At 57.0% G+C, this 26,986-nt stretch carries 46 protein-coding genes; 18 read left to right on the top strand and 28 right to left on the bottom strand.

From position 1 onward, the window contains the following. Window position 1: 1 nt before the first annotated feature. The 7 genes from CKW23_RS15710 to CKW23_RS15680 all read right to left on the bottom strand — a co-directional run bounded on the left by CKW23_RS15710 (window position 2) and on the right by CKW23_RS15680 (window position 6,325). Window positions 2–775, bottom strand: coding sequence for a hypothetical protein (locus tag CKW23_RS15710; RefSeq protein WP_095067927.1), 774 nt, complete (start codon window positions 773–775; stop codon window positions 2–4). A 117-nt stretch (window positions 776–892) separates the two neighbouring features. After that, window positions 893–1,939, bottom strand: a complete 1,047-nt coding sequence (locus CKW23_RS15705; RefSeq protein ID WP_095067925.1) for a phage head morphogenesis protein — start codon at window positions 1,937–1,939, stop codon at window positions 893–895. Next, window positions 1,929–3,308 carry a DUF4055 domain-containing protein gene (locus tag CKW23_RS15700; RefSeq protein WP_095067924.1) on the bottom strand — a complete coding sequence of 460 codons (1,380 nt, stop codon included), beginning with the start codon at window positions 3,306–3,308 and terminating at the stop codon, window positions 1,929–1,931. The genes CKW23_RS15705 and CKW23_RS15700 overlap by 11 nt, the downstream gene beginning before the upstream one ends. Continuing rightward, a complete protein-coding gene (locus tag CKW23_RS15695; RefSeq protein WP_095067922.1) occupies window positions 3,308–4,633 on the bottom strand; it encodes a terminase in 1,326 nt (441 codons plus the stop codon). The genes CKW23_RS15700 and CKW23_RS15695 overlap by 1 nt, the downstream gene beginning before the upstream one ends. Then, complete coding sequence (locus tag CKW23_RS15690) at window positions 4,608–5,084, bottom strand: DUF2280 domain-containing protein (protein ID WP_095068000.1); 477 nt, start codon at window positions 5,082–5,084, stop codon at window positions 4,608–4,610. The genes CKW23_RS15695 and CKW23_RS15690 overlap by 26 nt, the downstream gene beginning before the upstream one ends. Before the next feature lie 111 nt (window positions 5,085–5,195). Next, a complete protein-coding gene (locus CKW23_RS15685) occupies window positions 5,196–5,708 on the bottom strand; it encodes an NUMOD4 domain-containing protein (RefSeq protein WP_159918434.1) in 513 nt (170 codons plus the stop codon). Continuing rightward, window positions 5,708–6,325: a putative metallopeptidase gene (locus CKW23_RS15680; RefSeq protein WP_177434650.1), complete on the bottom strand. Its 618-nt coding sequence runs from the start codon at window positions 6,323–6,325 to the stop codon at window positions 5,708–5,710. The genes CKW23_RS15685 and CKW23_RS15680 overlap by 1 nt, the downstream gene beginning before the upstream one ends. A gap of 98 nt (window positions 6,326–6,423) precedes the next feature. Here CKW23_RS15680 and CKW23_RS15675 point away from each other — a divergent pair, with 98 nt between their 5' ends. Next, window positions 6,424–6,714: a hypothetical protein gene (locus tag CKW23_RS15675; RefSeq protein WP_218250570.1), complete on the top strand. Its 291-nt coding sequence runs from the start codon at window positions 6,424–6,426 to the stop codon at window positions 6,712–6,714. Between the two features lie 44 nt (window positions 6,715–6,758). On the opposite strand, the gene CKW23_RS15670 is transcribed toward CKW23_RS15675, so the two are convergent. The 17 genes from CKW23_RS15670 to CKW23_RS26970 form a co-directional block, all read right to left on the bottom strand. Continuing rightward, the gene (locus CKW23_RS15670) at window positions 6,759–7,187 is read right to left on the bottom strand and encodes a proteasome subunit beta (protein WP_095067916.1); all 429 of its coding nucleotides are present in this window, start codon (window positions 7,185–7,187) and stop codon (window positions 6,759–6,761) included. Then, on the bottom strand, window positions 7,184–7,375 hold the full coding sequence (locus CKW23_RS15665) for a hypothetical protein (protein ID WP_095067914.1): 192 nt from the start codon (window positions 7,373–7,375) through the stop codon (window positions 7,184–7,186). The genes CKW23_RS15670 and CKW23_RS15665 overlap by 4 nt, the downstream gene beginning before the upstream one ends. A 126-nt stretch (window positions 7,376–7,501) precedes the next feature. Next, window positions 7,502–7,864: a Gp49 family protein gene (locus CKW23_RS15660; protein ID WP_095067912.1), complete on the bottom strand. Its 363-nt coding sequence runs from the start codon at window positions 7,862–7,864 to the stop codon at window positions 7,502–7,504. Window positions 7,865–7,959: 95 nt separating this feature from the next. Then, entirely contained in the window at window positions 7,960–8,205 is a 246-nt protein-coding gene (locus CKW23_RS15655) for a hypothetical protein (RefSeq protein ID WP_095067910.1), read from the bottom strand. A gap of 34 nt (window positions 8,206–8,239) precedes the next feature. Next, window positions 8,240–8,578, bottom strand: coding sequence for a hypothetical protein (locus CKW23_RS15650; RefSeq protein ID WP_095067909.1), 339 nt, complete (start codon window positions 8,576–8,578; stop codon window positions 8,240–8,242). Next, window positions 8,578–8,949, bottom strand: a complete 372-nt coding sequence (locus tag CKW23_RS15645; RefSeq protein ID WP_095067907.1) for a chemotaxis protein — start codon at window positions 8,947–8,949, stop codon at window positions 8,578–8,580. The genes CKW23_RS15650 and CKW23_RS15645 overlap by 1 nt, the downstream gene beginning before the upstream one ends. 83 nt (window positions 8,950–9,032) lie before the next feature. After that, window positions 9,033–9,518: a hypothetical protein gene (locus CKW23_RS15640; protein ID WP_095067904.1), complete on the bottom strand. Its 486-nt coding sequence runs from the start codon at window positions 9,516–9,518 to the stop codon at window positions 9,033–9,035. A 302-nt stretch (window positions 9,519–9,820) separates the two neighbouring features. Next, window positions 9,821–10,414: a hypothetical protein gene (locus CKW23_RS15635; RefSeq protein WP_256590465.1), complete on the bottom strand. Its 594-nt coding sequence runs from the start codon at window positions 10,412–10,414 to the stop codon at window positions 9,821–9,823. Next, window positions 10,411–11,040 carry a recombination protein NinG gene (locus tag CKW23_RS15630; RefSeq protein ID WP_177434649.1) on the bottom strand — a complete coding sequence of 210 codons (630 nt, stop codon included), beginning with the start codon at window positions 11,038–11,040 and terminating at the stop codon, window positions 10,411–10,413. Before CKW23_RS15630 ends, CKW23_RS15635 begins: the two co-directional genes overlap by 4 nt. After that, complete coding sequence (locus tag CKW23_RS15625; RefSeq protein ID WP_095067902.1) at window positions 11,037–11,321, bottom strand: hypothetical protein; 285 nt, start codon at window positions 11,319–11,321, stop codon at window positions 11,037–11,039. The genes CKW23_RS15630 and CKW23_RS15625 overlap by 4 nt, the downstream gene beginning before the upstream one ends. Next, window positions 11,318–11,788: a hypothetical protein gene (locus tag CKW23_RS15620; RefSeq protein ID WP_095067900.1), complete on the bottom strand. Its 471-nt coding sequence runs from the start codon at window positions 11,786–11,788 to the stop codon at window positions 11,318–11,320. The genes CKW23_RS15625 and CKW23_RS15620 overlap by 4 nt, the downstream gene beginning before the upstream one ends. Beyond that, window positions 11,781–12,305: an ead/Ea22-like family protein gene (locus CKW23_RS15615; RefSeq protein ID WP_095067898.1), complete on the bottom strand. Its 525-nt coding sequence runs from the start codon at window positions 12,303–12,305 to the stop codon at window positions 11,781–11,783. Before CKW23_RS15615 ends, CKW23_RS15620 begins: the two co-directional genes overlap by 8 nt. Then, complete coding sequence (locus CKW23_RS15610) at window positions 12,302–12,574, bottom strand: hypothetical protein (RefSeq protein WP_143498961.1); 273 nt, start codon at window positions 12,572–12,574, stop codon at window positions 12,302–12,304. Before CKW23_RS15610 ends, CKW23_RS15615 begins: the two co-directional genes overlap by 4 nt. Then, complete coding sequence (locus CKW23_RS15605; RefSeq protein ID WP_095067894.1) at window positions 12,571–13,041, bottom strand: DUF1382 family protein; 471 nt, start codon at window positions 13,039–13,041, stop codon at window positions 12,571–12,573. Before CKW23_RS15605 ends, CKW23_RS15610 begins: the two co-directional genes overlap by 4 nt. Next, complete coding sequence (locus CKW23_RS15600; RefSeq protein ID WP_256590464.1) at window positions 13,038–13,841, bottom strand: hypothetical protein; 804 nt, start codon at window positions 13,839–13,841, stop codon at window positions 13,038–13,040. The genes CKW23_RS15605 and CKW23_RS15600 overlap by 4 nt, the downstream gene beginning before the upstream one ends. After that, entirely contained in the window at window positions 13,825–14,796 is a 972-nt protein-coding gene (locus CKW23_RS15595) for a phage replication protein (protein WP_095067891.1), read from the bottom strand. Before CKW23_RS15595 ends, CKW23_RS15600 begins: the two co-directional genes overlap by 17 nt. Window position 14,797: 1 nt before the next feature. Further along, a complete protein-coding gene (locus CKW23_RS26970; RefSeq protein ID WP_256590463.1) occupies window positions 14,798–15,655 on the bottom strand; it encodes a Rha family transcriptional regulator in 858 nt (285 codons plus the stop codon). Window positions 15,656–15,809: 154 nt separating this feature from the next. Between CKW23_RS26970 and CKW23_RS26690 the strand changes: the two genes are divergently transcribed. Further along, entirely contained in the window at window positions 15,810–16,031 is a 222-nt protein-coding gene (locus tag CKW23_RS26690) for a hypothetical protein (protein ID WP_177434648.1), read from the top strand. 217 nt (window positions 16,032–16,248) lie between these two features. On the opposite strand, the gene CKW23_RS15575 is transcribed toward CKW23_RS26690, so the two are convergent. From CKW23_RS15575 to CKW23_RS15565, 3 genes are read right to left on the bottom strand one after another with little or no spacing between them, the layout of a single operon-like run. After that, the gene (locus CKW23_RS15575; protein ID WP_095067996.1) at window positions 16,249–16,452 is read right to left on the bottom strand and encodes a hypothetical protein; all 204 of its coding nucleotides are present in this window, start codon (window positions 16,450–16,452) and stop codon (window positions 16,249–16,251) included. 19 nt (window positions 16,453–16,471) lie between these two features. After that, window positions 16,472–16,672, bottom strand: coding sequence for a hypothetical protein (locus CKW23_RS15570; protein ID WP_095067888.1), 201 nt, complete (start codon window positions 16,670–16,672; stop codon window positions 16,472–16,474). Window positions 16,673–16,700: 28 nt separating this feature from the next. Further along, window positions 16,701–16,898 carry a Cro/CI family transcriptional regulator gene (locus CKW23_RS15565; protein ID WP_095067884.1) on the bottom strand — a complete coding sequence of 66 codons (198 nt, stop codon included), beginning with the start codon at window positions 16,896–16,898 and terminating at the stop codon, window positions 16,701–16,703. Window positions 16,899–16,976: 78 nt separating this feature from the next. Between CKW23_RS15565 and CKW23_RS15560 the strand changes: the two genes are divergently transcribed. Then, a complete protein-coding gene (locus tag CKW23_RS15560) occupies window positions 16,977–17,828 on the top strand; it encodes a LexA family transcriptional regulator (protein ID WP_256590462.1) in 852 nt (283 codons plus the stop codon). 89 nt (window positions 17,829–17,917) lie between these two features. On the opposite strand, the gene CKW23_RS26260 is transcribed toward CKW23_RS15560, so the two are convergent. After that, entirely contained in the window at window positions 17,918–18,157 is a 240-nt protein-coding gene (locus CKW23_RS26260; RefSeq protein ID WP_143498957.1) for a hypothetical protein, read from the bottom strand. Between the two features lie 105 nt (window positions 18,158–18,262). Between CKW23_RS26260 and CKW23_RS15555 the strand changes: the two genes are divergently transcribed. The 15 genes from CKW23_RS15555 (at window position 18,263) to CKW23_RS15485 (ending at window position 26,986) form a co-directional block, all read left to right on the top strand. After that, window positions 18,263–18,937, top strand: coding sequence for a hypothetical protein (locus tag CKW23_RS15555; RefSeq protein WP_143498955.1), 675 nt, complete (start codon window positions 18,263–18,265; stop codon window positions 18,935–18,937). 1,078 nt (window positions 18,938–20,015) lie between these two features. After that, window positions 20,016–20,375 (top strand): hypothetical protein, encoded by a 360-nt coding sequence (locus CKW23_RS15545; RefSeq protein WP_143498953.1) that lies wholly within the window; start codon window positions 20,016–20,018, stop codon window positions 20,373–20,375. 110 nt (window positions 20,376–20,485) lie between these two features. Next, window positions 20,486–20,671 carry a hypothetical protein gene (locus CKW23_RS15540; RefSeq protein ID WP_095067875.1) on the top strand — a complete coding sequence of 62 codons (186 nt, stop codon included), beginning with the start codon at window positions 20,486–20,488 and terminating at the stop codon, window positions 20,669–20,671. Window positions 20,672–20,735: 64 nt separating this feature from the next. Then, complete coding sequence (locus tag CKW23_RS15535) at window positions 20,736–20,975, top strand: hypothetical protein (protein WP_095067873.1); 240 nt, start codon at window positions 20,736–20,738, stop codon at window positions 20,973–20,975. Between the two features lie 65 nt (window positions 20,976–21,040). Next, a complete protein-coding gene (locus CKW23_RS15530; protein WP_095067869.1) occupies window positions 21,041–21,358 on the top strand; it encodes a hypothetical protein in 318 nt (105 codons plus the stop codon). Between the two features lie 282 nt (window positions 21,359–21,640). Next, window positions 21,641–22,120, top strand: coding sequence for a DUF1566 domain-containing protein (locus tag CKW23_RS15525; protein ID WP_095067867.1), 480 nt, complete (start codon window positions 21,641–21,643; stop codon window positions 22,118–22,120). A gap of 1,351 nt (window positions 22,121–23,471) precedes the next feature. After that, the gene (locus CKW23_RS15520; protein WP_256590461.1) at window positions 23,472–23,723 is read left to right on the top strand and encodes a hypothetical protein; all 252 of its coding nucleotides are present in this window, start codon (window positions 23,472–23,474) and stop codon (window positions 23,721–23,723) included. Then, window positions 23,720–24,031, top strand: a complete 312-nt coding sequence (locus tag CKW23_RS15515) for a DUF551 domain-containing protein (RefSeq protein WP_095067863.1) — start codon at window positions 23,720–23,722, stop codon at window positions 24,029–24,031. The genes CKW23_RS15520 and CKW23_RS15515 overlap by 4 nt, the downstream gene beginning before the upstream one ends. 14 nt (window positions 24,032–24,045) lie before the next feature. Beyond that, entirely contained in the window at window positions 24,046–24,435 is a 390-nt protein-coding gene (locus CKW23_RS15510; RefSeq protein WP_143498951.1) for a hypothetical protein, read from the top strand. After that, on the top strand, window positions 24,432–24,644 hold the full coding sequence (locus CKW23_RS15505) for a hypothetical protein (RefSeq protein WP_095067859.1): 213 nt from the start codon (window positions 24,432–24,434) through the stop codon (window positions 24,642–24,644). The genes CKW23_RS15510 and CKW23_RS15505 overlap by 4 nt, the downstream gene beginning before the upstream one ends. Then, window positions 24,641–24,778, top strand: a complete 138-nt coding sequence (locus tag CKW23_RS26490) for a hypothetical protein (RefSeq protein WP_159918433.1) — start codon at window positions 24,641–24,643, stop codon at window positions 24,776–24,778. Before CKW23_RS15505 ends, CKW23_RS26490 begins: the two co-directional genes overlap by 4 nt. Continuing rightward, window positions 24,775–25,131 (top strand): hypothetical protein, encoded by a 357-nt coding sequence (locus CKW23_RS26965; RefSeq protein ID WP_256590460.1) that lies wholly within the window; start codon window positions 24,775–24,777, stop codon window positions 25,129–25,131. Before CKW23_RS26490 ends, CKW23_RS26965 begins: the two co-directional genes overlap by 4 nt. A 164-nt stretch (window positions 25,132–25,295) precedes the next feature. After that, the gene (locus tag CKW23_RS15495; RefSeq protein WP_095067856.1) at window positions 25,296–25,730 is read left to right on the top strand and encodes a hypothetical protein; all 435 of its coding nucleotides are present in this window, start codon (window positions 25,296–25,298) and stop codon (window positions 25,728–25,730) included. A gap of 9 nt (window positions 25,731–25,739) precedes the next feature. Next, entirely contained in the window at window positions 25,740–26,492 is a 753-nt protein-coding gene (locus CKW23_RS15490; RefSeq protein ID WP_095067854.1) for a hypothetical protein, read from the top strand. Beyond that, window positions 26,489–26,986 (top strand): siphovirus Gp157 family protein, encoded by a 498-nt coding sequence (locus tag CKW23_RS15485; RefSeq protein WP_095067852.1) that lies wholly within the window; start codon window positions 26,489–26,491, stop codon window positions 26,984–26,986. Before CKW23_RS15490 ends, CKW23_RS15485 begins: the two co-directional genes overlap by 4 nt.

Genomic DNA, 26,986 nt, shown 5'->3' with positions numbered 1-26,986 from the left:
ATTAGGTTCCTCGGGTGGCTTGGAGTTTTTTGAATGCGTCGGGGTTGTCGCGGGCCAGCGCGGCGCGCTCGGCTTCCGTGTATTCGCCCCATTTCTTTGTGGCCTTGCCACCGTTGTCGCCGGTTTGTCCGGCACCCTGAGCCCTTGGCCAGAGGTGTGTTGCGGTCTCGCGCAGCGATTCCGCCCATTCAAGAGGGGAAAGCGGAGTCTTGCCGTCCTTCCCGTACACGACTTCGCCGGCACGGTCAGTGGCAACGGGCTCGCCGTCTTCGCTCAGTTTGAAAGTCCCGCGGGCGCGCAGAATGATGTCCTCGGCAGCCTCGGGCAGCGCGCCGGCCTTGATGGCCGCAGCGCGGATAGAGTCGGCCAGTACCTTGTCGCTGTACTTGGCGGCAAACGACTCGGCCTTATCGGCGCGCTCGTTGGCGGCCTTTACCTGCTTGTCCAGGTCTGTTCGCAGGCGCTCGGTGCGGCGGCTGATGACCTCGTCCAACTTGCCCTCGGCGATCAGCTTGGTTTCTTCGTCCTGCCCAACCTTGGCCAGCAAGCCCTTCACTGCGTCGATGTCCAAGCCGTCGAACTGGGCTTTCAGCTTGTCCAGCTCGGTCTTGATGGTTTTGTTGGAGCCGATCAGCTCGGCATTTTTGGATTTGAGGCCCGAGACCTCTCCGTCCAGGAATTTCTGCACCTCACCGCCCAGCGCGGCCTTCAGTGCGGCGGTTTGAGTGTCGTCAAGAGTAAGGCCGTGGGCGGCCGGATCGAAGTCAAAAGGCATGCTGCTATCCCCTGGGGATTGATTGGCCCGCCTGACGGGCATGAAAAAGCCCCGCACATGGCGAGGCTTGAGGTTTGTGCGCCACGTTTTTAAGCGGCAGCGTTTTGTGGCGCGAAATTAGTTCCTCCTGGCGCGCTCAAAAGCCATGGGTTCTCTCTGTTTGAGCTGCTCAAGATTGAGCGTCCTTCCGTTGTCATCAACGAATCGTTCAATTTTCAGCTCTCCCTTGCTGAACAGGTCATAGCGGCTCGGCCCCAGAACATCGCGCTGAAATGCCGCAGGCTGCTTGGCGAGCCACTCGGGGTAGCTCGTCTTGCTACTGACCTGCACAGCACCGTCAGAACCTACCGAGGGCCGCACTGATCCAGGTATCTCACGTGCGTACTTCGCCTTGAGCACAGGGATCAGACTTGTGCGGCACCGCCAGTGATACGGAGGCCGCGGGCCATCAAGCGGAATAACCGTCTGATCGACGCTCATGCAGAAAATCGTTGTGCGCCCATCCAGGGTGGCGATGCGTCTCATTCCTTCGAGGATGTCATCGTTCGCCTTGAACGTTTCCACACGCGCCGTGCTGGCTATGTGGTTGGTCATGGTGTTGACCAAGGCCATTGCCTGATCACGCTGCTTTACGCCCAGCGGACTCAGTCGCCGTGCTATCTGCTGGCTTGTCTCTCCCAAAGTAGATCCAATCCTGACCTGGCTGATGATTTCGGCTGACCTTTTTGTGGTGTACTCATCGAGGGCACCGGCAATGCTGATCTTCTGCCGCCCCTTACCAACCTCCAAGTCCATCGGTTCAGCCATCGCGGCTGCGGCGATCATCTCGGCTGACGGCTTGCTGTACTGGACAGATGCCTTGACAACCTTCCCCAGAAGAGCTGCATTGAATGCCACCTCATAAGTGGCGAGGTCAGACAGATCGAGCTTGGCCTGAACTGACATCTCGCTATACACGAAGTAAAGATCACGCTGCAGCGTTGCTATCTGCTGCTCATAGCGCTGCGTACCGTATGCGCTCAACCCCTCAGCCACCCTTCCCTTTGCAGTCTTGATGGCCTGCTCAATGATCTTGGCCAGCTTCTTCATGCTGCCGCCCGCGTAACGCTGGACGTACACCTGATGCCGGGTTGCGGCGTCAGTCAGAAAGCCTTCACTGCTCATCGCTTCCGCCTACGGGTGGCTCCATCGCCAGCTCTTCGTCGATATCTTCGTTGCTTCGGTCGAGCGAAATTACCGCGCCTCGACGCAAATTGTTCCGCAGGTCCGTCTTGGCGATGATCCCGTTTTGCCAGAGTTGTAGCTGCGCCAGAATCTGTTGGGCTTCCGCTTCTGGAACGACGAACTCCGGATCGACTTTGAAAGTGACCTCGTCGGGCTTATACCCGGTCCACTCTGCTGCATAGCGCAAAGCTTGCTCGATACCAGCAGCCGCAGTGATGACAATGCTGTGCAGGGTGGCGTGCTGATCGTTCTGCCGTGTCTTGCGGGCCTCGCCAGACTCGGTACCGCTTACATCCATGACCTTGGCGCCAGCCTCAAGCGCGGCGTTCTTCTGGTCTTCCATGGCTTTGCGGACGGCTTCGACGCCGACGCCCTGAAACTCCAGGTAACCGCAGCTGCCTTCCTTGCCCAAGTCCCAAGCCGCAGAGGGGCCGGTGATGCTGAGCTCGACGTTATCGTCCAGGCCGGACACCCACGGCTGGGGGTGACTGGTCTGGTGCAGCGCAGTGAAGTAGTCGGCACTGAGCTGATAGGCCTTGAGCGCGGCTCTGGCCATTGTCAGCAGCGGGATCTCATCCACGCCCGGAGAGTTGTCGGTCGAGCCGCAGTAGATCACCGGAATATAGCTCAGACCGCGCACCAGGTTGGCGTTACCGTCGACGGCACCAAGAGGTCTGTCGTCTTCGATCAATTCGCCGGCCTCGTTGCGCACCCCGGTACGGCAAACCGCGCCGTCCATGTAGAACTCGCGGTAGACCGTCTCGCATTCGTGGCTATAGCGATCCTGCTCCTTGCGCCGGAACTCGCGAAAAACGGACAGAGCCAGGTCCTGGCGGCCGCCTTGGTCGGCGGTATCCCAGTTGATGGCGTTGCGCACCGCATATGTAGCGAAGTAGGGTCGGCCTGAGTCGTCGATGTTGACCACCAATGGAACCCGGCCATGGGATATGGTCTGGCGAACGACCCGCATGAACAGCTGGGTCAAGCCGAAGCCATCAGCGGTAGCGTTGTCCTCCAGCCCCTTGAGTCCAGCGGGCAGCTTAACCTCCGGGATCAGTCGTGAGACCAACCCCATCATCGAGCGCAGCGAATCCCGCACCCAGTGTTCGTACTGAGCCCGGGCGGTGTAGTTCTGGTACAGGTAGGCATTGTCCGTGCCATCCAGCTTCTCAGCCTCGGTCATGCCGCTAGGCTTGGGCAGGTTGCGCTGGTTGCGCTTGATGGCACTCTCGCCTTCCAAGGCATCATCCATCATCCGCCACTCATCGATATGAGCGTCGTAGTCTGGGTTGGTTGATTGCACAGGCATTACGCCAATCCTCCAATGCGGCGCGTGCCGGCTGTTTGCGACTTGATCGGGAACCGCTTGGCGATGAAGTAGCCAGCAGCATCGTTCATATGGTCGTGACCCTTTTTCGGGTCTTTGTCCGGCTCGCCTTTGTCGGTATAAGTCTGGCGTTCCAGGCACTGGGTAAGCTGCGGGCACTGGTCGATGTTGACCTTGAGCCTGCGCTCACCGTAGGTGTTCAGGAGCATGGCGTTGACCGAGTTGACCCGGTCTTTGACGCCAGGGTTTGTCGAATCCACCACCACGGTAAAGTTGGCCTTCTTGAGCAGGGACAGGTCCGATTCGCTGGCATTCTTGCTGCTTGTGTTCTGGCCTGAGGCATCTGGATACACGGCAATGCTGTGGCCGGGGAAGCGCGCCCGGATCTTCTCGATCATCTCCGGCGTGTCGCGCACGCCATGGAGCTCATCCAGAGCCAGTGGCAGGCCGTCGCGAACGACATAGACAACTGCGGCCATCTTCATGACGTTGAAGTCCATGCCGATATGCAGGGCTTCACCTGGCTTGATCCGCTCGGTTGTTCGACACTCGGTACGGTTGAACGTGTAGTAAACGACGCCTGAGTAGTTCTCGAACCCAGCTTCGTACTCTTGCCGGAAGGTCCGTGGGTCCATCTTGCGGCGTGCCGCTTCCAGCTCATCAGCCGGGACGTTGCCGCCCTGCAGCGAGGTGTACTGCCAGCTCTTGTGGTCCGGCTCCCCGCCTTCTTGCCCATCGCGGTACGTGTCGTAGCAGTGGTTGAAGCCCTTCGGCGTGCCGATCCGTAGCGCGTGACCACCCTTTCGTGTTTCGCCACTCGGCAGGGTGTACTGACACGTCGAGAGCATCGGACGCAGGACTTCTTCCCACGCAGCCCAAGGACAGTCGGCCCATTCGTCAACTAGGACAAAGAACAGGCCAGAGCCGCGCAAGTTGTCGTAGTTATCGAGCCCGACCACGCGCATGATGTGTCCGGATTTGAGGGTGATCGAACACTCTGTCTCGTTTGGGCGGTGCGCACGCCAAGCCTCCGGGATCGCCTGCTTGAGCCGACGCCAAAACACGCGCTTGGCCTGCTTGAAGGTCGGAGCGCCATACCATATCTCGTCCTCCACGCTGACTCCCCACTCTGCCGCCAACCTGGCAGCCCGGCGCATCTCAGCCTTACCGAGGAAAGTCTTGCCAAACCGGCGACCACACACCGCATCACGAAACCGGGCGCTGGGCTGGAAGCCCCACACATAAATGTTCGCCTGCTTAGGTGTCAGCTTGACCGGCGCGTCATAGGTACGGGGTAGGCGGGACATTCTCGTCTGGCTCCAGCTTGTACTCAGCAACGGCCTGCGGCTGGTCGGCCTGGGAGCCAAGGGGCTTCTCTGGTTCGAGGCGGCGATTCACGAATACATCGCCACACTCCTTGGCAGCCTGCTCCAACAACTGAGCAGTCAATGCCATGTTCTTCATGTTCTCGGCCTTCTCAGCCATACGGCCAAGAGCACGCAACCGGTATGCGCGATTCGCAATCGGAATGTCTGCTGTCTCTTCCCGGAACCGCTTTCGGCACTCATGAAACAGATCAGCCCACTTCTGCGCCAAACCTTTACCAGCGTACTTGGTCGGGTCGTGGGATTCGCACTGCTGGCGGGTGATAACGATGCCGAACTCGGTCTTGACGGCCTCGGCTACCTGAGACGGCGTGTCGAAACAGGCCAGAGCCTGCACGATGTAGGCTTTGACCTCGCTTCGTAGTGCTGCCATGTAATTGTCATCCGTCAAAACCTGTCATTGATTCAGGCCGACTTGAGCAGACAGGTTCCGCAGGCCCTCGATATGTTGATTCTTGCCACTTCTGGCGGCTGTTTTGCTGCGTTAGATATGCGCCCAGGTACGCCGGGCCGCTACGTCGCGAACAGTAGCCATAGACACGCCAAGGCTTTTAGCCAGAGAAGCCTGAAGGGAGCGCGGGAGGCTGGCATGAGAACGAATCTCACGAACCCCAGCTTCTGTAAGCTTGGAGTACCCGTTGCTTTCGCCTTTGGCGCTGAGCCCTCCACTCTGGTAGGCATGCAGGCGATTAGCGCTGGAGGTCACCCACTCAAGGTTTGTGGCTAGGTTGTTGGCCCGATTGGAGTCGATGTGGTTTACCTCGCTCGCTCCCTCCGCTCGCTCCAAGAAGGCGGCTGCTACGAGGCGATGAACAGATAAATGGCGCCGACCTGATTCATTCAGCAGGTTGACCATCGGATAACCGGTGCCGCCAATCGGGGTCCTGAGAATTCGACCAGCAATAGCATTGTTATTTGTTTTGAGCCGGCGCAGCCGCCCTTGATTGCTCACTTCATAGTTGGGGTACTCGGCTACCACCTTCCAGCACTCAATCATTATGCAGACCTCATAAGGCATGTACCGCATGCGCTGGCGATAGATGCATGACTTACCGACGGTGCCTTCTTGGCGGCTTCGACCATGCGAGCCAAATCACCGTCCGGGCTCCCTACGCCGTATCGCTCAACAATCGAAACGAACTCGCTGACGTCGTGACCTCGCAAGGCGAGCTTGGGCATGCCTTCTTTCGTGAACTTGGGTGCGCCGTACTGATCTGTGGCCTGGGCCACATGCATCAATTCATGCTCAACAAGCCGCAGAAAATCGACGTCACTGCACTGCGAGCAGTAGTCAGCGGCCAACGTGATGATGAATTCAGGCTCTTCTCCGAACCACTCACGCATCTGTTGCTCGGCGCGGGCTTTCTGCCAGCCTCCTGCACGATGCATCACCATCTCAGCCTGGCCCAGCACAATTCTTCCCTGCTTTGCGAATGACCCGGACGCCCATAGAACACCGATGCTCGCGCCGATCAGGTGCTGGTGGTCTGGATTGTGAATGCTGCCGTCTTCGGCAAGGATCTCGGTCGATATCCACTCCCATACCTCGGGAGCAGGCTCAAGAGTCAGGAATACAGCCTCAAGCACGCTTGCTGGCGGGATGGGCCTGATCATAGGCAGGCCCTGGTTGAAAGCGCACCCGCCCGGTAGGCGCGCTCGATGGCCTCCCAGTCGGGTTGCTTGGTTGTCATCATTTGTCTCGAATTAGGCCAATGGATAACTTGAAAAGATGGCATTTTGACGGTACACGTATCAATCCATCCATAAAGGAGTTACAGATGGCAATTTCATGCGGTGATCCAGATCGCCTTCTCAAGCACATTGAGAATTCGTATCCAAAAGCCAGTCATTCTGAGCCGAATGCGATCGGCACGGTAAAGGTCAAATTTCCTGACGGACATATCGTCAACGTGTTCAAAAACGGCACGGTGAATTTCCAAGGGAAAGCAAGTGACGTTTCAGATCAGATCAAGAGACAAGTCGAGATCATCAACGAAAACTAGATTTTCACTTCATCATTAGCGCCGCACTCACCTGCGGCGCCCTCCTACCCAGGCAAGCTGAACATCAAGACTTTCCCGCCCGTGTAAATATCCCGCTTCATCGCAGCCCGCACTGCATCTTCTGCGCTTGCACCCATGTCCATTGCAGCCAGGGCGTAGGCCGAGCCACTACCAATGGCGTCAGGGTTCGCCGGATCAAGCTCCAGTTTCCAGATGCCGGTCTTGTCGCAGTGACCGACCATCAGTAGCTTGCCGCCGTCGACGGCATAGCCTGAGCACTCAACCGGTACCAGCGACGGAGTGCCGAAGTAGGCCGCGATCAGGGCCTTCTCGTCGCAGACAGCCCCAGACAGGAAGAACTTGACCCCATCGACAACTTCGCACTTCGAGCAATCATCGGAAACAATCCGATCACCCCTTGTCTGCCGCGTGTCGTAGGCAATAACGCCGTCTTTGTATGCAATGGTCGTCATTGATGCACCATCATGTGAGTTTGAGCGTGGGCATGCCCATGCAACGTGGACACAACAAAACCCTGAGGCAGGCCAGCAGCCTTTGCGGCATCAATAGCCTTGACTATCGCGGCATCCATATCAATGAGGGCCTTGCTGATCTCGGCACTCACGGGAGCTGCATGGCGAATGTTCGTGACGTTGCTCATGCTCTACTCCACAGTGCAGGTCGGCCAGATCACCCGGGCGCATGCCAGCGCTTCGGCATGGCTCAGAGCTGGACCCATAGGGATCATTGGGAATGTAGCCAGGCGCATGGACGAGCCAGGACTTTTTCACTTCGAGTCGTGCAGGCGCTGTTTCAGCTCATAGCCCATCAGCGGCCAGATCTTCTGTTCGGCGTTCTGGCGAGCGATCTTGCGACCAATCTCGGCGTCGAAGTTCTCCGGACTGGCACAGGCGCTCTCGCCGGTCACGGTGAAGCCGTTTTGCAGCACCAGGACGCAGAACGTAAGCAGATCAAGGTTGGCAGGGTAGGCGCTTCGATCAGCGCCTCCGGCCAACGCAGCCCCGTGCGCCCCGTCGCCAGCCGTGAAGTAGTGCTCGCTCTGGATGTTGAAGGTCACGTCAGCCGGAGTGATGCGCGGCGCGGTCTTGCCCTTGGCCTGGATCTCTTGCTCGATTGCCTTGTCGTTCATGCTGTACTCCAGAATGCAAAAGCCCCAGCGGATGCCAGGGCTTTGGTTGTTACCGCCACGAAGAGCAGTGTTTTCTTTTGTAGCGCACCAACCCATCAGGCCTCTACAGGCCCATCAGTCATGGCCACAACGCCGAATCCTTGAACCGCGACAAGCCAAGCGTGCCAGCCAATGCGTTTGTCATATTCATATTCGGTAATGGCTATAAGTCCGACCAGCTCATCGGGCAGACCAAGACCGTGCCGGGAAAGATACTTAGCAATGTCATTGATGGACGGCTCTATCTCTTGTGCGGTTTCCATTGCCTTAGCAAGGCTACCTGCGTGCATTTTGATCTTCATGGACTTCTCGTGGCTGAACTGATTAGGCCAGATTTTACGGCGTATTCCGCTCTACCGCCTCGCTGACCTTGTCCGCCGCCTTGCTGGCAACCTCTGCCGCTTCCGTAGCCTTGCCCGCCGCTCCTTCAACCTTCACGGCCGCCTCGGTCGCGGACTTGGTCAGCTTGCTCAGGCGCATGTCACGCTGCAATGTGGCCTCATCATACCCGCGCCGGACCTCGGCAACTTGGGCGACGTACCAGCTTGACAGCGACCATTGGGCGACTTGAAAGCCAAGCATTGCGCCACCGGCCAGCAGCAGGATCGCAATAAGCCAGACTTCAACCCGGCGCCACCAGTGGCGGGCAATGAAGTTGATTGCGCATCTGTCCATCAGCTGACACCTCCCAACTTTGTGCGCAAGCGAGTGATCTCATCGCTTTGCTGGGTTACTCGTTGAGTGAGCTGCGCAACCTGGCTTGTGAGAGCTTCAATCTTGCCCTCCATACGACCAACCGCAGCAGCCAACTCGTTGCGCTCTTTTGCGAACTGATCCGCCCGGGCTTCAGCCTCCTTGCGAGCCTCGCGCTCAGAATCAAGCAATTCATTCAGACGCCGGACAGTGCCGATATCGGCATTGTCCATTGCCCGATCAGCAGCATCCTTGGAGAGGAATTTCCTCAGCCACAGAAAGCCACCCAGTAGGATGGTGCCGGTCCCGCCCAGCCAGGTAGCTGTGCCTGGGCCAAGGTCAGTTGGGTCCATCGGTACTCCGGGGTTTAAAAAAGACTGGGCCATGCCAGTCGGAGGGAAATAAAAAGACCGATCAGAGTCGGCCAAAGGAGCGTTTAGGCGTTGCGATGCAGCAGACCGCCAGGGCGAAGCTCTTCACGGAGAACCTTGCGAACCACATCAGCAAACGAGTCGGCATCAGTTACAAACTGATCTGCGCTGACTTGGGAGCGAGGACCAACCCCCACGCCAGTGAATACATAACGCCCGTCGAGCAAAGCCGCTTTTACCGACCAACCCTGCGCAAGCTTCAGCTTGGCGATTGCTTGGCGCTCAACCTCGGCCCCGCTGATATAAGTCACACCGTCGACGACGATGAATGGCTTGGGATCGGGGGCTTGAGGCTCAGCCTTGGGAGACGGTGCTTTATCCAAATTCCCGATGCGAACAGGCCGCTCTGACCCACCACGGATCTCAAAATAGTCTTTGTCGATGTCGATCTTCCATCCGGAGATGCCCGGCACGTAGTCGCTGCTCTGCATTTCTGCGCCCCTGAAAGCAAAAAGGCCCAGCAGATGCTGAGCCTCGGAATAGGTGTGCACGTCTTTCCGTGCTGTCTGCCAACAACCGACTAAGCGTCGACACCCCAATGCATCGATCTCGCTCAACCAGTTACGCGCCAGCCTTTTCAGCGTGAGGCAAGGATGCGCGGGCTGCCGGTGTTTTTCCGTAGCACTGCACTACCGGCTTATCAGTGTCCAGACTCCCCAAAGGGCTGCCCTGGCTGCAGGTCCATCAAATCTCAGGTAACAAAAAACCCGGCTTTTGGGGCCGGGCTCTGAGGAGGTTTGCCAAAGGCAAAACTTTAAAGATGGCGAAATAGTGCCGCAGCGCCCTCAAAAAATCAAGCAGCTTCTTTCATCACTGAAATTGCCCGAGAAACTGGCGCCAAAGCGGCCTTGTCGAGCTGGTTGCAGGCATCGAAACAGCGCTCGACAAATTCGCCCCAATCGCGCTCCCAGTTTGGGCCAATGAGCGCCACGCCGAACTCAGCAAGAATCCACAGCCGCATCTTCTCGACTGTTGGCAGCGGGTCTACACCTTCGCTCTGCCCGCCCTGGTGCATGCGGCGATACCTGTGCAGAACAGCCATGGCCACGTAACGCGCTTTCTCAAACTTGCGCGCCGTCATCTTCGGCCCCAGAGCATAGGCAGCGTGCAGCACGCGCTCGTCCGCCTCCTCCTTATCGTCTATACCGGCGAGCGGGCTGTACATGTGGTTGCCGAATGCCTGCAGATGGTCGGGCAGCGATGCGATCGCGTGCTGGATGCGCGCCGACATCGATTGATGCATGGCATGACGGCTGTTCACTGACCTCTCTGTCTTCTGCACAGAGCAACCCAGCAGGCCGATTTGCTCGATGTGGGCACCCTGACTATCCCATGGGGTATAGAGCGCATCGTGCCAGGCTGCCCGGGCGCTGTTGAGTTTGATCATGCTGCTTTCCCCTCAAGCTGTTTGATTTTTGCCCGGCACTCGGCCTTGATTTCTTGCAGATCAGGAATGGTGTAGCGCTTCGGCTCGCAGGGGCCTATCAGGGCCTCTACTGCCGTAAGGCCAATACGGCGTTCAAGCTCAGGCCTGTACCCATGAATGTTCCCGCTCAAGTGGTTGTTGCAGACCGAGCAGGCCTTGTGCACGTTGAGCGGGTTGAACCGATGCTCCGGCGACGAGCCGACACTGAGGAAATGCGATGCGTGCCATTGACCCTGCCAGGTCGCTGGCTTGTCACAACTCACGCAACCCAGGTGAGCGTCACGCAGCCTGATCCAGCGATTGAACAGAGCCTGGGCCTCTCGCATGTGTTCGCCTTTGGTCTTCACCCGCTCTTTCGCCGCCTTCAGCTCTTGCCGTCCGACCTCGGCCAGAGCCTTCCTCGCCCTGGGCTGGTTTTCCTGCGCGATAGCCAGGCCGCAGGCCGGACTGCAGACAACCTGCCCCATTCGAGACGGGACGAACTTGCTGGCGCAGGCCGAGTTGCGGCAGGTCTTCTTGCGTGGAGTGCGCGGAGTGATACCGCTGGCTTTCAGCGGCACGGCGCGCTGCAGTGGAGTTCGCTTCATGCGAGCACCGCCTCGGACTTCTGCTGCTCAGGGGCGAAGTCGCCGCGCAGAGGCATAATCCATTTCTCCCAAACAATACAGTCCGCCTGCCCTTCCATTTCAGCAACGACCCAGATGGGATCGCCTTTGGCCTGCTCGTACACGCCAGGGTCCATTGGGTTGCGGCGATCAACCGGCCCCACCAGGTGGCGCGATACCAGCTCAACGCACAAGCCAATGGCTGGCGGATATGTGTGATTGATCACCAGCGCCAGATCGCCCGGCTTGAATTGATGGCTCATGCGGCCACCTCACCCAGTAGATCGCCGAAGAACACGCCAAGCGACGTGAACTCAGTCACGATGCGGTCGGTGTAAGCGATACCTTGGGCACGGTTGAAAAGACTGGTAACCGGGAACCCGTCAGGACCAAGCAATTTGCAATCACCCATAAGGCCGAGCTTTTCCTCGTATGACAGATGCTTGGTCGTGCGATGCCAGGCTGCCCGGTAATCCTCGTCCTCGTTGATGAGGATCTGTACGCCATGGTGCAACTTGCAGTACTTGCGGGCGTCGGACGCATCACCGATCTGAGTCATCTCAGCAATGCGCTTGTAGAACGCAAACCACAGGGCGTTTTGGTCCAGGGTACGGTCCTTGCCCGGACGCAGGCTGACAACCACGAACTTCTTTTCGCGAAACATCGCGCTGAGCTTTGTGATTGCCTCGGAGAGCTTGGCTTGGCAGTTGACGCTGATCTTCTCAGTCATGGCTTTGCTCCTTGGCCATGGCCGCGTCGATGGCATACTCAACATCGTCAGCGTCAACTGGCGCACGCTCACCGGCCCAAGGAGACTTTGCATTGCCAATGTCGTAGATATACGCGGCACGATCCACATACCAGGCAAGCTGACTTACAAATCGGTAACGCTCAGCATCCTTACGCAGCGCCTCATTCTCGGCCTTGAGCCTGTCGAAATGCTCGTGCAGCACATCGGCGCGGTGCTTTCCGAGATCCTTGGCAGTAGCAATGCACTGGAACCAATCGGTTTTGTCGCTCCACTCCATGTATGCGGCCTTGAACTGCTCAAGGCGCTCAATCTCCCCCAGTAGCACCAGGATGATGGCCGGGCTGGCTGCGGCGATGAATGCGTCATCGTCGTGATGAAGGCCGTGAATCTCGCCGGTTTTGTCATCGGCGTAGCGCAGGTCGCCGGGGTTGTACCATTCGGACGCAGGAGTTGCTTTCTCAGCCAGCGCCTTGAGTTCGGTCTTATCGATGGTCATGGCTTCAACCCTCCTGCCAAATATTGCCCGGACGTCTGCCCAGTAGCGATATGCTCAAGGTTGCCTTGGGCATTCGTGCGGAACTCGCCTTTAGGAAGGAATGCACGCTCGAACTCACCGTGCCATTTACCAATTTCAGGGTCGCAGGCAGAACAGAGCATCCATGGTTGGCTGGGCAAACCGCGCCACTGACCTTTCATGCGAGACCAGAAATTACAGGTGGCCGTGTTCTCCTTGCAGCCGCATGCGTAGCACTGGAACAGGCTCATGGTGTCACCTCGCAGCTTAGGCCTACCGCCTCAATTTCATCGCGGACATCATCAGCGTCGATCAGTCCACGCAATGCAGGAGGCAAATGAACGACAACGGCCTGGCGGCTGGCCTTCCACACACCCCAGGAATGCACGTAAGCCTCGTACCCAGCGATGGTCGAACCGGTATGACGAGCCGTCTTGATGTCAACCAGCGCGTAGCGGCTGGTTTCTTCGCTCCAGCGGACGCCAGCCGGGACCGGGTAGCGAGCTTCAAATTGTTCGCGGGACTGGCTCATTGGGCGGCCTCCATTTTTTTCGGCGTTCTGGATCAACTGCTCGAAGCGGGCAGCGGCTTGATTCACAAGGTCAATACGATCCGATTCGCTGAGAACAGGAACGCACACGAAGTCGATACCTGCATTTGCGAAAGTGTGTGCAGCTTCAAGCGAGCTACGAAGGGATACAGGGGTTGCTCTGTTCATTGAGAGTGCTCCTTACGCATCAGTTTCTCGGCCTTCGCCGCGTGGGCAGCCTTGAGTTCGGCAAGGCGACGGCGTTCACGCCTGGCATCCCAGCGCTGTTGAATGGATTTGCGGCGCCGGACGGCCAGAAGGTCAGCCTTGAGCTGCTGCCAGCGGGCTCGATTGGCTTCCGTGGGCTGCACGACTGTGCCGGTCAGTAGTCCAGCTATGGCCTGCCCGTCCTGGCTGATTGGCGCTATGCGCAGGTCGGACAGATACCGGGCGCCAGCTTCATGGCTGATCAGCTTCGAGCGGACCGCCGATTCAATGGCTGCAATGCGACGATTCGGGTCAAAGCCAAACGATACGGTCCAACTCGCCGGGGTGGCCTCGGTGCGAGCCTGAGCGACCATCCGATCGTATGCACTCAGGAACGCCATGCGGGCACCCACCTTGTCGCCCCGAGCGAGGATCGGCTGAGCAGCATTCATCGCCTGCTGAATCTCGGTGGTCATGACCACGGTTTCACTTTCGTCAGCAGCGGAAAGCGCAATGGACCAAGCCTCATCCTTGCCAGGGCGACCGTCAGCAGCATTGATCCGCTGCATGATCGCGCCAGTGGTCAGCTTGCCGGTCAGCTCCAGGCGGCAGGACTTGAGCGCCCCGGCAACGACCTTGGCCGGATACTCGGCAAGGTCATCGGCCATCAGCTCAGCGGCGTCAGCGCTCAGGGTGTAACCCAACGATTCGGCGGTCGCGCAAATGGCCAAGGCCAGTCGGGCAACCTGCTCTTGGCTCATGCGTTCAGGAGAGGAATTCATTGTCCCGCCCCCCTGCCCGTTGCCGGATTCGGTCGGCGGCTTCCATGCCAGCACTCAGGTTCGCCTGCTTGCGCTCCATCTGCTGAGCAGTCGTTGCGGTCATCTGACGGTTGGTGGCCCATTGCGTGTGATACGCCTCAGCCTTTGCCAGCAGGTCGCCAATGCCATGGCATCCTCGAATCAGGCCCGAGTCGTTGATGCTCACAAAGTACGCAGCGACGTGATGGGCAACATCGATCCCCAAGCGGTCGATCAATTGGCCAAGCTGGCCGCCCACCTTCGCATTCCAAACCGGCCAAGCTTGGTACCGCTTGCGGTAGGCCATTGCGTAGTTCGCCCAGGCCTTGAAGGTTTTGCAGGATTGATCCTTTGGTCCAGGCATGTCTGCCGGGATCGGACACCGAGGGCCGCTGTCAGCCACCAGCACCAAGTTGGCAGGTTGCTGCGGCGCAGCCGAGGCGTCCTGCAAGCTCTGACTTGTACCCTGATTGGTATCCTGATTATTGGTATCCTGATTTGTCGGAGATTTATCCGACCCTTCCTCGGATTTTTTTCCGACCTTGATCGGATTTTTTTCCGAGGTAGATTGGATTTTTTTCCGGCCTTTGTTCTTTGGTGGGGTCGGATATTTTTCCGACCCGTCAAGCTTCTGATTCCACTCGACAGACTTCGCGGTTAAACGGAATAAAGTGATGTTTGACGTGCTGGAAAGCTCAATCAAACCGGCCTCTTCCAGGGCCTTCAGCATGCGGTAAGCGGTGTCCGGCTTGTCAGTGAGAAGCGGCAGCTCCTCGGTGATTTTTGCCTTGCTCAGCGCGAAGAAGATCCCGTCATCAGTCTTGATCGGTTTGGCCCAGCTCGGGCAGCCGTAGATAAAGGCGAACAGCAGGGCCTGCTGAGAGTTCAGCCCCCACTCAAGCGCCTTCACCTGGTTGATCGTGACGGTGAATTGCATATCAGGCCTTCCCGACCAATTTGGCAAGCTCGAGAAAGCGATCCACATACCAGTGCGGCTGCGTCTCGCGGGGTGATTGAGGGCTGGTCAGGTTCTTGCCGTAGCGCAGGCCCTTTTCAGTCACCGACCAGAAGTCGACCATTTCTTGTCTGGAGTTCTTGCGCTGCATGACCTTGAGGAAGCCATGCTTTTCCAGAAGGCGATTGAAAGCCGCAGCGGTGCTGGCAATACCGAACTCCTTGATGAGCGCGGTCAGTGCCTTGGTTGGCATTGAGCCACCGCCGTCACCCGCATCGGGCGCAGCATCCACGGCATAGGCCGGCAGGAATTTTGGATCAAGACCGTTGTTCTCGGCGATCTTGGCCAGCATCTGCATCTGGCAGGACGGAGCAGGCTTCAACAGTCGCGTGAAGCACTCCATAATCGCAAGCTCGCCAACAATCTTTGGGCTGCCGGGCGTCAGCTTTGCTTTTTCACTCTCTTCCAAGGCGCTCATTCGGTCGAAAACCTTGGCCTGGAGGTCGTAGCTGTACGACATGGCTATCAGGCAAGCCTCCCGCTTTGGGAAGGAATAGCCTCGGCGAGGGCGACCGTACCGGTCAGGGAGATTGGCTGAAAATTTAGCCGATGTTTCCCCCAATACTTCTGGCACCTTGCTGAGCAGATTTTTATGCATCAGCTTTGGATAGCCATCGCAAGGAAAGGCCATTCCAGCAGATAGGGCTTGGCGTTTACGGTCTTGGTTGATGAAGTCCACCAGCTCCAGGCTGGTCATGGATACGTTACGCGCCACGTTTTGCGATGGCGCTATTTCGTGGCGCGGTGGTAGCGGGTTGACGCTATAGTGAGAACTAGGCATTATTCGCTCCAGAACTTTGTTGTAAGTGCTGCACAAGAAGCCACCATGCCCGGTGGCTTTTTTGTGCCTGCGGTTTGTGCTGCAGTTGGATTGGGTGTCCGGCGCATCCGTGGTAGCTTTTGGCTTCCACACGAAAAGGCCTCGGAGGCCGGACATGACTGAAAAATCTGTAGAGCAAATGGCCCGGGACACGCTGAATGCGCTCATAGCTAGCGGCCAGATCCCGGAGCAGTTGGTTTTCTCGCAGGGGAATCGCCTGGAACTGGACAAGATTTCTCTTCGCCAGATTGAGGAGCAATTGCGCGAGTACTATTCAACTGGCTTGTACGAGAAGAAGAGTCGGGGGGCAAGCCGTCCAATTTCTGGCCTTCTGTAAAGCGCTCGCACACGAAAGAGAAAGCACTCGAAAAGGCGTCAGCGAAGTTTCTCGCAGCGCCTTTTTTTTGGTCGTGATCGTCAATCTCCAGGATCGCTCGAGCCTCATTCTTAAGGCCCTCTGCGCACGCCCGAGCAAAGATCAGCTTGATTTCGTTGTTAAGGTCCTCAGGTGTCATCGCTTTCTCCGGATTTATTTTGCGTCTGCGGTTTTTGTGTCAGTCACGCTTGAGGCCCTCTTTAGGGGCTAATTGGTACAGCTTGGCTTTGGGTCGCCTCATCTGAGACGGTCCCCCCATGGCCAGGAACTCGATGGCAATCGCCTCAAGCGCCTTGTCAATGCTCATACCCTTACTCAGTGCAAAAGCCGCGACCTTCCTCTTCGCGCCATCACTCAGGCGCTCGTAGTCAATTTCTGGCACTGGAACCTCCAAAGGGCCTCTATGCGGCGCTAGACTCTTTCCCGTCCTTGCTCAACGCCTCAATCGCCCCGTTTTCAACGGCCCACTCGATCATTTCGTACAGGTATGTGGCGTGCTGCATTTCGGCTCGCTCAGCAGCACGACTGAGCAGGCGGTCAAGCGTTTTGTTGAAGCGCACCTTCCTGGGCGTATCACGCTTGTGCGATTGATCGGCGTACATGTGTTGCTCCTTGTGGCTGATGAATTGGTTAGGCGGCGGATTTTCGTGCAGGAATGGGCCTGATTTCGTTGGCCGAAATCGAACCGTCATCCATCAAGGTGATGGTGATAGTTCGTCCCGATCTGTGCATCTGGGATACCGCGCTCTGCTGAATCCCCAGAGCCTTGGCGAGGTCGCTCTGGGTGCCGTGAGTTGCCAGGTACTCCCCAAGGGTTACGGTCTTCATTGGCGTGTCTCTGATGGGTTTGGCGAGATATTAGCACTGCTGTTTTGAATAAAACAAGAAAAGGATTAGCAGTGCTGTTTGATTAAATATCAGCCCTGCTACTTAATCGAGAATATGAAGAAACCAAACCGAACCCCGCTTGATGGCTGGCAACTTGCCGATGCTGAGCGTTTGCGCGAAATATATAAGCGGCGAGTGCGAGAATCGAAGCTGCGCGGTGATGTGCCTACACTGAATCAGGCAGAGGTTGGAGAGCGCTGCGGGTGGAATTCCCCTCAAAGCGCGTTCAGCCAGTACTCAAACGGCAAGGTTGCATTGAACCTTGATGCTCTCGTAAAGCTTTCGGCTGCACTTGATTTTCGGCTTGAAGAGGTAAGCCCCACTCTGGCGAGCGGCATAGTGCGAGCCGTTGACGGTGCCGATACTACCCCTCACCCTCCAGCGGAGGGCGTATCACATACCCCGCTGCCAACCAGAAGTGAACCAGATATAGATCTGGATAGCAGCTACGCCTTCATACCTCAGTACACAGCAGTGGCCGCCGCCGGTGCCGGGCATGACAATCCGCACGTTGAGATTCGCAGCACCTTGGCGTTCAAGAAGGAATGGCTCAAAGCCAAAGGCGTACAAGCAAGGAATCTGCGCGTCATATACGCCAACGGTGAAAGCATGTGGCCAACGATTAGTCATCAGGATGTACTGCTGGTCGATAGCTCTCAAGTTGAGCCCCTGGACGGCGGAGTGTTCGTGATCGAAAGCTTAACTGACGGGACGATCGTCAAACGCCTAGTAAAGGCTCCCTTAGATATGTGGATTCTGCGTAGCGATAACACCGATAAGGCATCATTCAAAGATCGATCCTTCAGGCGCAGTGAGCAGAATGAACACCGGATCGTTGGTCGCGTCATCTGGCGCGGCGGGGATTTGTAGGCAGGCTCCGGGGAGGTGCTGCTGATCTGGATTCCACGGCAGCATGCTTTAGCAGAATGGTACGCATCTAGAAGTGCTTGGTGCAGTTATTAAAAAACAAGCTGGATTTCATTTCGCCAGACAATGGATGGAGCGCGAGTAATGGCAGTAGATGCAACAGCACCAAAAAAAGAAGTTCTAAACATTCCAAAACTGAATGCGTGGATGTCGGAAATTTCCGCGTCGGCGACCTGCCCTTTTTGTAAAACCGACGCTTGGGAAATTGCAATCCCGGAAGGCGTATGTTCATCAGCTTTAGCTTGGTGTAATGCTCGTGGGGAGCTATTCATGTCCGGGCTTCCAGTCATCCCCCTGATTTGTAAGAAATGTAGATTTGTGCGCCCTATAGCCATACATGAATCGGTGCGAGAAGCCATCTTTGACGAGGTTGACGAATGATCGTTGGCTCGGAAAAGTCCCGCTCAGATGGGCGGCGATTATCGACCCCATTGGGCTATGTTGAAAGCGCCCCTCAGTGGCTCGATATTGCAATGGGTCGCGAACGAGGTTTCAGCATTGCTCGCTCCCGGTATAGCGCTTGGCCGCAAGAGCCAACACAGACTACCGATGCCGCCCGTGACAATGCGACCAAGCAGAGCGATACTGGAGCTATGAACGATATTACTCGCGAAGAACTCAGGTCAACCTTGTCTGCTATTGAAGAGCGGATGGATAAGCGCATCGACAGGATGGAGCATGATGCGGAAAAGCGCGTACTTGACTACAAGAGCGAGCTTGAACTTCGCGACGAGCAAGTCCGGCGAGAGGTTGATCTGCGCCAGGAATCTTTCCGCTTTGAGCAGGCCGCAAGAGACGCGGCGCTTTCAGAGAAATTTTCCGGCTTCCTCGCTGCACAGGCTGAACGAGATAAGGCCTGGGAAAAAATTTCTGAAGCCAGATTCGAGCGTATCGAGAAGGATGTGAGCAGCATAAAAGCGGACACCAAAAAGGTTTCCGATGATGTGAACGGGATAAGGGTCACCATGGCCAAGTACCTTGGCGCTGCAATCGTGATTGGCGCCCTTGCCTCGGCAGCGCTTGGCGCCGCCGCAAAGCACATACTGGGATAACGAAATCGCTAAAACAAGCCCGGCCCAGCGCCGGGCTTTTCCTATCTGCCCTTCCCATCTTCAATTATTAATAATTTGAAAATGGCTTGCGGAGTTTTTCCAGTCACATAGCCTCCAAGCCTTCACTCAGGAGGAACCTCATGCCATACGCAGATAGCATCACCAAAAACCTAACCGCCTGTACCCCGCCAGGGTTGAAGATCACGCTCATTCGCCTGGGCCGACTGGACGTGCAGTTCCGAGTAAGCCCTCCAAGGGGAAACAGCTTCCTCCTTCGCTCAAATAAGCCTGACATCTTTACATTTCCTAGTAACGCCAAGCAGATTCAAGCGCTCTTCTCGGAATCCGCAATGCGCCACGATATGGCCAGGTGCACTTAATAATCCCCATTGACTCATGCCCGGTGTTCCGCCGGGCTTTTCGTTTTCTCCCATCCCGCCTGACCTGATCCCGGCCCAAAATCTACTTCCGGCCAGAATATTCCTGCCCCCCCTGCTCCGCGCTCAAATCCACCTGCACCACCTGCATCATTGCGCTCGACCTGCACTTGCGTTGTCGACCTGCTAATTCTCTGGCAGGCCTGCACATCCTGCGTCGACCTGCTGATTATCTAACGACCTGCATAGCCGACCTGGCCCGCCATTGAGCGGGCTTTTTTTTGAACGCAATAAAAATATTAGCACTGCTGTTGACACGCAAATATCAGCAGTGCTAATTTTGATCCATCGAAGCGCAGAACACAGCGCCTCAGGCCCTCAAAAGCCCCGCTCTTTCAAAATCTGACGTGACCCAACGACGTACCGGCCAGCCGGTGGTGAGAAAGCTAAACCGTCGTCCATGCAGCCTCTGGATAGCTGCCGTGCTTCCTCATGCAAGCACGCGAAACCACGCAGACAAACTGGCAATGCACCGAACACGAAATGTGCGGCGCTGGTGAGAGATGACTCGCACCTAGCGTGGTGGAGATAGCCGCAAGGCAGCCCAGGAAACCGTGGCGCGTAACGGAACCCAGCAACACCAGATTTCACTAGATGCCATTCCATGAGTGGCATCCGGGAAAACAACGGAGGGCATAGACATGCCGAAGAAAGTCTACCGATGTGGCGATTGTGGAGAGGTTCACGATTCGCATTGGGATGCCGAACGCTGCTGCATGCCGACTCCGATGGAGGGGTGGGTTTGCCCTGTATGCGACGAGGTCTGCGACGAAGAAGATGAAGCAGAAAGATGCTGCGCCTCGGTTCGCCCTGATGGCGAACTGGTGACCTGCCCCAACTGCTTCCGCGACCACGACGAGGTTGCTCACCAAGCGGAGGTTCAGGTGTCCGGGCACTGCTCAGTATGTAACCCGGCATTCAGTGTGGATGAAGACTTCAGGATTCACGACATTATTGCCGAGCATGCGCACGAACACGCGATGAAGCTGGCCGGCTGGTAGCTACGAACGCTTACCAAGCCGGATGAGCGACCGGGGCCTGATTTGAGACCGAACGATTTACTGAAGCGCCTGGGCGACCGGGCGTTTTGTTGAATCCAGAGGAGAACACCATGAACAAAGTAATTCGCGTCACCCTGCGCGGCGAGCTGGAGGTTTTTTCCCACAACGACTTGGCCGCCTGCATCCGCGAAGCAAACCGTTTAAATGTCGAGCGTGGATATCACGCCTCGGTGCACGTAGTCGAGTGCACAGACGGTCACCGTATGACAGCAGCCGACTGCAAAGCCGCAGCATGAAGATTTCACTGGCTGGCCCTGGCTTACACAGTAGGGCCAGACGGGAAATCAACCGGAGGGATTCATGATGTTCAATTTCACCAGCCAAGAAATCAACGGGCACACCATTGCAGAGCTGGGCGACTTCCGGGTTCGCTTCTTTGCAAATGACAGGAATACACGCATCACCTCAAGCATCGGCCTGAGCAATGAGGACGAGGAGTTTCGCGCTTCGGGAACGTTGTTCTTTCACTACGACGCGATTGCTCAGGGGGATGGAAATCGCGACACCGGCGGAAGTCAATTCGATCACATGACGTGCTAAGCCATCGAGCATTTCACTCATGCCTCTGCATCAGAGGCATTGGGAAATCACACAGGAGTCACAGCATGGAAATTACTTTCCCAGCAAGCAGTGTCAGCATCGAAGGCAGATATCAAACCGTCGGCGTCAGCGTCACGGTGATCGGTAGCGGTCGAGAAATCGCAGCTCAGCTTGATCTGGATGATCGTCTTCACGACCTGGACGCCGTGGATGTCGTCAGTGAAGTAGGTGCCGCAAAGCTGCTGGAGCAGATCGGCGAAGAGGAGGTGCGAACCTGGCTGCTGGCAAACAGCGATCCAGATGACACCCTGGAGCACATCGGCTCCGACAAGATCCATGAATACCTTTCGCACGGTGAGCCGGACGGAAACTCGCCTGTTTAGCAATTAGCGAAAACGAATCCTGACCGGGGATTGATCCGGCCCCGCCACGACCGTCGGGCAATACGGCCTTTGTGAACACTCCAAAGCAGTGTTTGACAGTCGGAAAGACGGCCCGATGCCCTCAGCTCAACTGCAGGGTTCATCGGTGAGTGATCTGCATGAAAACGCTGCGCCCGAGTCCACACATAACCGCTTGGCACCGGAAGCCGGAAACAGACGGCGGCAGTAGTCACAGATCACTCTCCGATGCATCCCGCCCCACACATCAAACAGGAACAGCACATGAACGCAGAACAGAAGTTGACTCCTCCGGCCATCGGCCAAATCTGGCCCGGCCAAGGCGGTATCTACGGCGGCATCCGACAGTATCCCGAAGGCCTGTGCCACGTGATCTACGCCGCGAACGATGTGCCGGGCCGCCATGCATTCGGCGACTACGGCGTCAAAGTTGACGCTGAAAGCCGCACTGATGGCCGCGCAAACACGAAGGCATTACTCGCTAATGAGGGTGTGCATCACGCCGCCATTGCAGCCGCAAGCTACACGGCAGACGACCACAAGGACTTCTATCTGCCTGCCGTCGGCGAGCTGAACCAAGGGTGGCAGTACGCACCAGAGTCGTTCGCAAAAGACTGGTACTGGTCATCTTCGCAGCGCTCAGCCAACCACGCTTTCCTTCTGCATTTTGAAGATGGCATTCAGTTCATCTACGTCAAGCACGGCGAGTGTTTCGTCCGTCCCGTCCGCAGATTGCCTATTTGATCATTTATTCATTGCTTTTAAGGGCCTGCGCCTCACGCAGGCCGCATCTGAGTGTGATCTGAATGCGCAGGCTGATGCGCGAGCCCATGGAAGCCGGTTGCTCCTACCCCAGTACTATGGCGCGACCAATACCGGAGATCAGTGCCGGTCAGATCACACCCTGATGCGGATGATTTCAAGCCGTTAAGTCGGCCCCTGCATCAACGCAACACAGCATAAGCGGCGTGGAAAGATGGGCCCGATACTGCGCCTCGCAGACACGCTAAACACGGCATGACTCGATGGGGATCGCTCCTTGGAGATTGGAACCAAGGTGGGTAAGTGCACACCTTCTTGTACTGGTGGAAACAGGCCCCTGGATTCGGACGTACTGCAGCCTTGCCGAGCAATCGGGCGATACCGAACGCGCTGCGGCCATTACACAGAGCATGAACGTTCCAAAGCTGGGGTAGCGTCCAGCCTTATGCATCAGCCTTCAATCGGAGAATCATATGCTCCTACTTTTCCTGATCGGCGCAGCGCTCAGCCATGCGCGGCCAGAACCGCAATCTGAAAGCGGCCTGCCAACCGATCCATCACACGACATACGCGAGAAGCCGCGATTGAGAAACGGGGCGGCAACCGTTCTGGAGGCTGCCGTCCCGCCAAGAATACCAACCTGAGACGGAAAGCCCGGGAATGCTCGGGCTTTCACCTCGAAAGAGGTTGCATCGGGGATGGCTCTCGTAAATCGCACATAAGCCCAGCGCCGGGTGGATGTGCGGAGAGAGCCATCCACCGATGCAGATGCGGCGTGGAAAGCAGACACGCAGGACAACGGATAGGCGTCCACCTGAAAAACTGCCTGTAGTACCAGCCGCTTTGAGCGACGTCCGGTATGCCTGCTGGGGCTAGAGCCGGAACTTGAGAGAAAGGCTTTGTCGGCCTAATGAGGATAGCCGGGGTAGCGTCCGGCCCTCTGCATCAACCCATTAAATAGGTGGTCACTGCCTTCCCAGTGAGCGAACAGCAGGAGATACCGATATGAAGTAACTCATCGCAACACCCGCCGGGCGCAGCAAGCCTGAAGGCTGAGCCCAATACCTGGACAGGCAGCGGAAAACAGGGCCGTCGATGTGACCGCGCATCAGCCTTAGGGCAGGCCCACTCCCAAGCAAGACGAACACCGCAGGCGAATCCGGGACCTGCCCGGTCAGACCAGATGCTTCCCGGGCGGCTCCGGGCGCCTGCATCCCCTTCCCTTCAATTTCAATTTCGACCGCATCGGCGGGCACCAGGTCTTCGCTAACGCTGCGTAGACGGCTGGTCGCCTGTACTGGTGTCCGGCCAATGCGGTCCAGAGGATCAATCAATGAGCGGAATGAGCGCTTCCGGACAGGTTCTGGTTCAAGAGCCAGCGGCCAGTGGATTTATCGCGCACGTTTACGAGACGCGCCTCGATGCAGCTATTCAACTGCTGCGCGTGATGATTCGCCGCGCCGCCGACGAGCAGCAGGCCATGGACACTATTGAAAATGCCGTGGCCGAGCTGATCAGCGAAGAGCGCCATGACCTGGATATGGAAATGGCGACTGAGCGTCGGCGTCAGGGAGAAGAGCCATGAAGAAGCCTACCCAGCGCGAACAGATGGCCTACTCGACCATCGCACGGCTTGAGGCTGAACTGGCTCAGGTGAAAGCGGCAAGGGGCTGGATCGCTATCACGGATCGGCTGCCGCCTTTGGGCGAAAGGCTTGATGCGCCATGCGAGGTTAGTGGTAGGCAGATTCCCCCGCTCAACCGCTCTGTTGAGGTAATCGTATTCTCAAATGGTGGCGTCTTTAGCGCCGTCGTCGAGTGGTTCGATGGCGAGGAAACGCCTACCAGCGATATCACCCATTGGCAGCCACTTCCCGCGCCGCCCGCCGAATAGCCCTGGAGGCGATCATGAACGCAGCAATGAACGTTGCTCCGCTGATCCTGACTGACGCGGAAAGGGAGTGGGCCTATGAGTCAGCTCTTCAGCTCATGATTGGTGCTGATGTGCAGTTCAAGCGCTTCGGCAAGCAGCCTCAGGGTGTCAATCAAGAGCGCTTTCATGTGGCTCTTGATGAGCTATTGATGGCTCGCACAAGCCGCAAGGGAGCCAGCAATTCAGTGCTTGGCAAAATGATTCATGCGATTGAGGCCGGCGATATCGGAACTGCCCGCGAGGCGCTGAGCGAAGCGCTCGAACTTCCTCAAGGGGTGCGACGGGCGTTTATTGAGCAAGCCGAGGGCCTATTGCGCCCCTTTGCAGCCGACGGCGTGATTGCCGATCAGGAGGATTCGCTATGAGCACCCATGCCGCGCACGCCTTCATCCAGTTGCAGATCGCCAAAATGGCCAATTCAGCCCTCCCGGCTCAAGACCGGACTTTCATCGAAGGCATGATCGAAATGGCTGTCTTGCTTGAGCAGCTTCCCGTCAGTGACGCCGAATGCTACCGCGAGGCACTTGCGGTAAAGACTGGAAACAGGATCGTAAAACTCAGGAGTGCAGCATGAACATCACTGCAAGCTCTTTTGAAGGCATGACCCAAGCCCTGCAACAGCGGGGTTTTTTGTACATATCCCAAATTCAATGGGTTCGCCAGCCGCGCCGGGAGAATGGGCGGTGGCGTTGTGAGGTTCTGGCATGAGCTTCTACGAAGAAAATATCGACGATGGAAGCCACTGCATGTCTTGCTGCCAGTTGATCGGCGATAGCTGCGGGCACCCAAGAGCCTGCGGTGAATGTGGTGGTGATCCACTTCCGCTCCGCGATAAGAAGATTGAGAAGCAGCTAGCCATGATCCGCTTTGAGGCATGGCTGGGAAATACCGGTGTCGCGCACACGAAGCACAACAACGGCTTCCATGTTGTGCTCAGGCTGCCGGATGGCAGGATAATTGACTGCTGGCCCAGCACCCGCAAGTGGCAACTGCGCGGACAGAAGATCAGCCGCAGCGGCAAGGCGCTTCACGACCTGGTTCGCCAGTCATTGAGGCCGTGATGACCCGCCTACAGCGCGCCCGCCGCTTCGCCTTCTGGCGCGGATCGGCAATCGCCCTTTTGTTCCTAACTGCCTGGATGCTCGCCAGCGCATACGCTGAACGCATCACCAACTGAACCCAATATTTGAATAAGGCGCCCGACACGGAGCGTCGAGGATTCGCTATGTCTGAACTCACCTTGAACATCAATGATTATCTGAGCGATCAGGAAAAAACCCAGATTGCCCGGGAAGCCTTTCGCGAAGCTGCCGCCCAGCAGGCCAGAAAAGACTTCGAGCGCATCTTAAGCAATGCGGCCTACCACATGGTTGGCGAAATCGTTGATCAGCACTTCGATGGCGGAATGGTTGAAACGCTGAAGACGAATGCCATCAAGGTTATTAACAACCTGAGTTCGACCACAGTTTTCTCTCCGCCAAATGCTTGGGATCGGGCGTCAAGCAAGGGGTTCGATCATTTGCAGACTGCCGTGGACGAACTCAAACCAGCAATTCATGAGCGGGTTGCCAAAGTCATCGCCGGATACAGCAGCACCGAACTGCGCGAGTTGATTGAAGCGCAGGTCGGCGAAGCCATCATCAAAAAACTTAGCGCTTAGGAGTCGGCCATGTCCACAAACATGCGCATCTGGGATCAAGTCGACAAGACTGACCCAGGGGCAACGAAGGATTTCACCGGCATGGGCGGCTTCAAAGGCACTGCCATCAAGCCTACTTATCTAATGCGCAGGGCCACCGAGGTTTTTGGCCCTTGCGGCGAGGGCTGGGGCTGGGTTGTTCTGGAAGATCGCTTTGATGAGGGGGCACCCCTGATGGCTCCCACGAAGGAGTGGCCCGACGCGCCTTTAATCAACGCAAAGCTGCATACGCTGAAAGTTCAGCTCTGGTATCTGGGCAAGGATGGACAGAAGTGCACCGTAGAGCACTACGGTCACACACCATTCGTTCTACTCCAGCAAGGCAAGATCATCACCGATTGGGAGCCAGCCAAGAAGTCGCTGACCGATGCCATAGGAAAGTGTCTCCAGCCTCTCGGATTCTCTGCTGACATCCACATGGGCCTATTTGACGATGCATCCTACGTCGACTCTGTGCGCGAGGAAGTCGCTATTGAGAAAGCCGAGGACAAGGCGGCCGCAGAAGAACAACAAAAACAAGAACGCCTGGAATGGCTCAAGTCTGCCGTGGAAACAATGGCGGGCGCCGTAACCATGCATGAGCTGAAAACGCTCAACACGCGCTACGTGAAGAGTGCTGCGGCCCGTAACGAAACATCGTTCCTGCGCCGCCTGACTGAAGCCTTTGAAGAGAGAAAGGCTTTTATCGAAGCTGCCAACTCTAAAAAGGAGCAAGCCGCATGAGCAGCCTTTACGAATTGACAGGTCAGTTCAAGGAATTGTCGGCGCTGATGGATGGGGCCGATGAAGACATGGCTATCGCAGTGCGCGACACAATGGGCGGAATCGAGGCCGAATTCAACGACAAGGCCTTGGCTGTGAGCCGGGTCATCTTGAACATGGACGGCGACATCGATGCTGTGGAAGCCGAGATCGAGCGACTTCAGGAACGCAAGCGCATCATGTCCAATCGAAAGGGCCAGATCATCGACTACCTGCGCGAGAACATGGAGGCTGCTGATATCACCAGGATCAGTTGCCCCCTGTTCACTATCACCCTTGCAAAGGGTAGAGAGTCGGTGATCGTCGATGATGTAAAGCTTCTTGAAGATGAGCTTGTTTCCACAAAAGTGGTGACGACTCCGGACAAGAAAGCAATTGCCGATCGCATTAAGGCAGGCCAGGACGTTAAGGGTGCCCATCTGGAGCGCGGACAGTCATCGATCAGGATCAAGTGA

This window comes from Pseudomonas sp. Irchel 3A18 (genome assembly GCF_900187465.1).
Taxonomy (GTDB): domain Bacteria; phylum Pseudomonadota; class Gammaproteobacteria; order Pseudomonadales; family Pseudomonadaceae; genus Aquipseudomonas; species Aquipseudomonas cichorii.
This window is presented reverse-complemented; position numbering and strand designations above follow the sequence as displayed.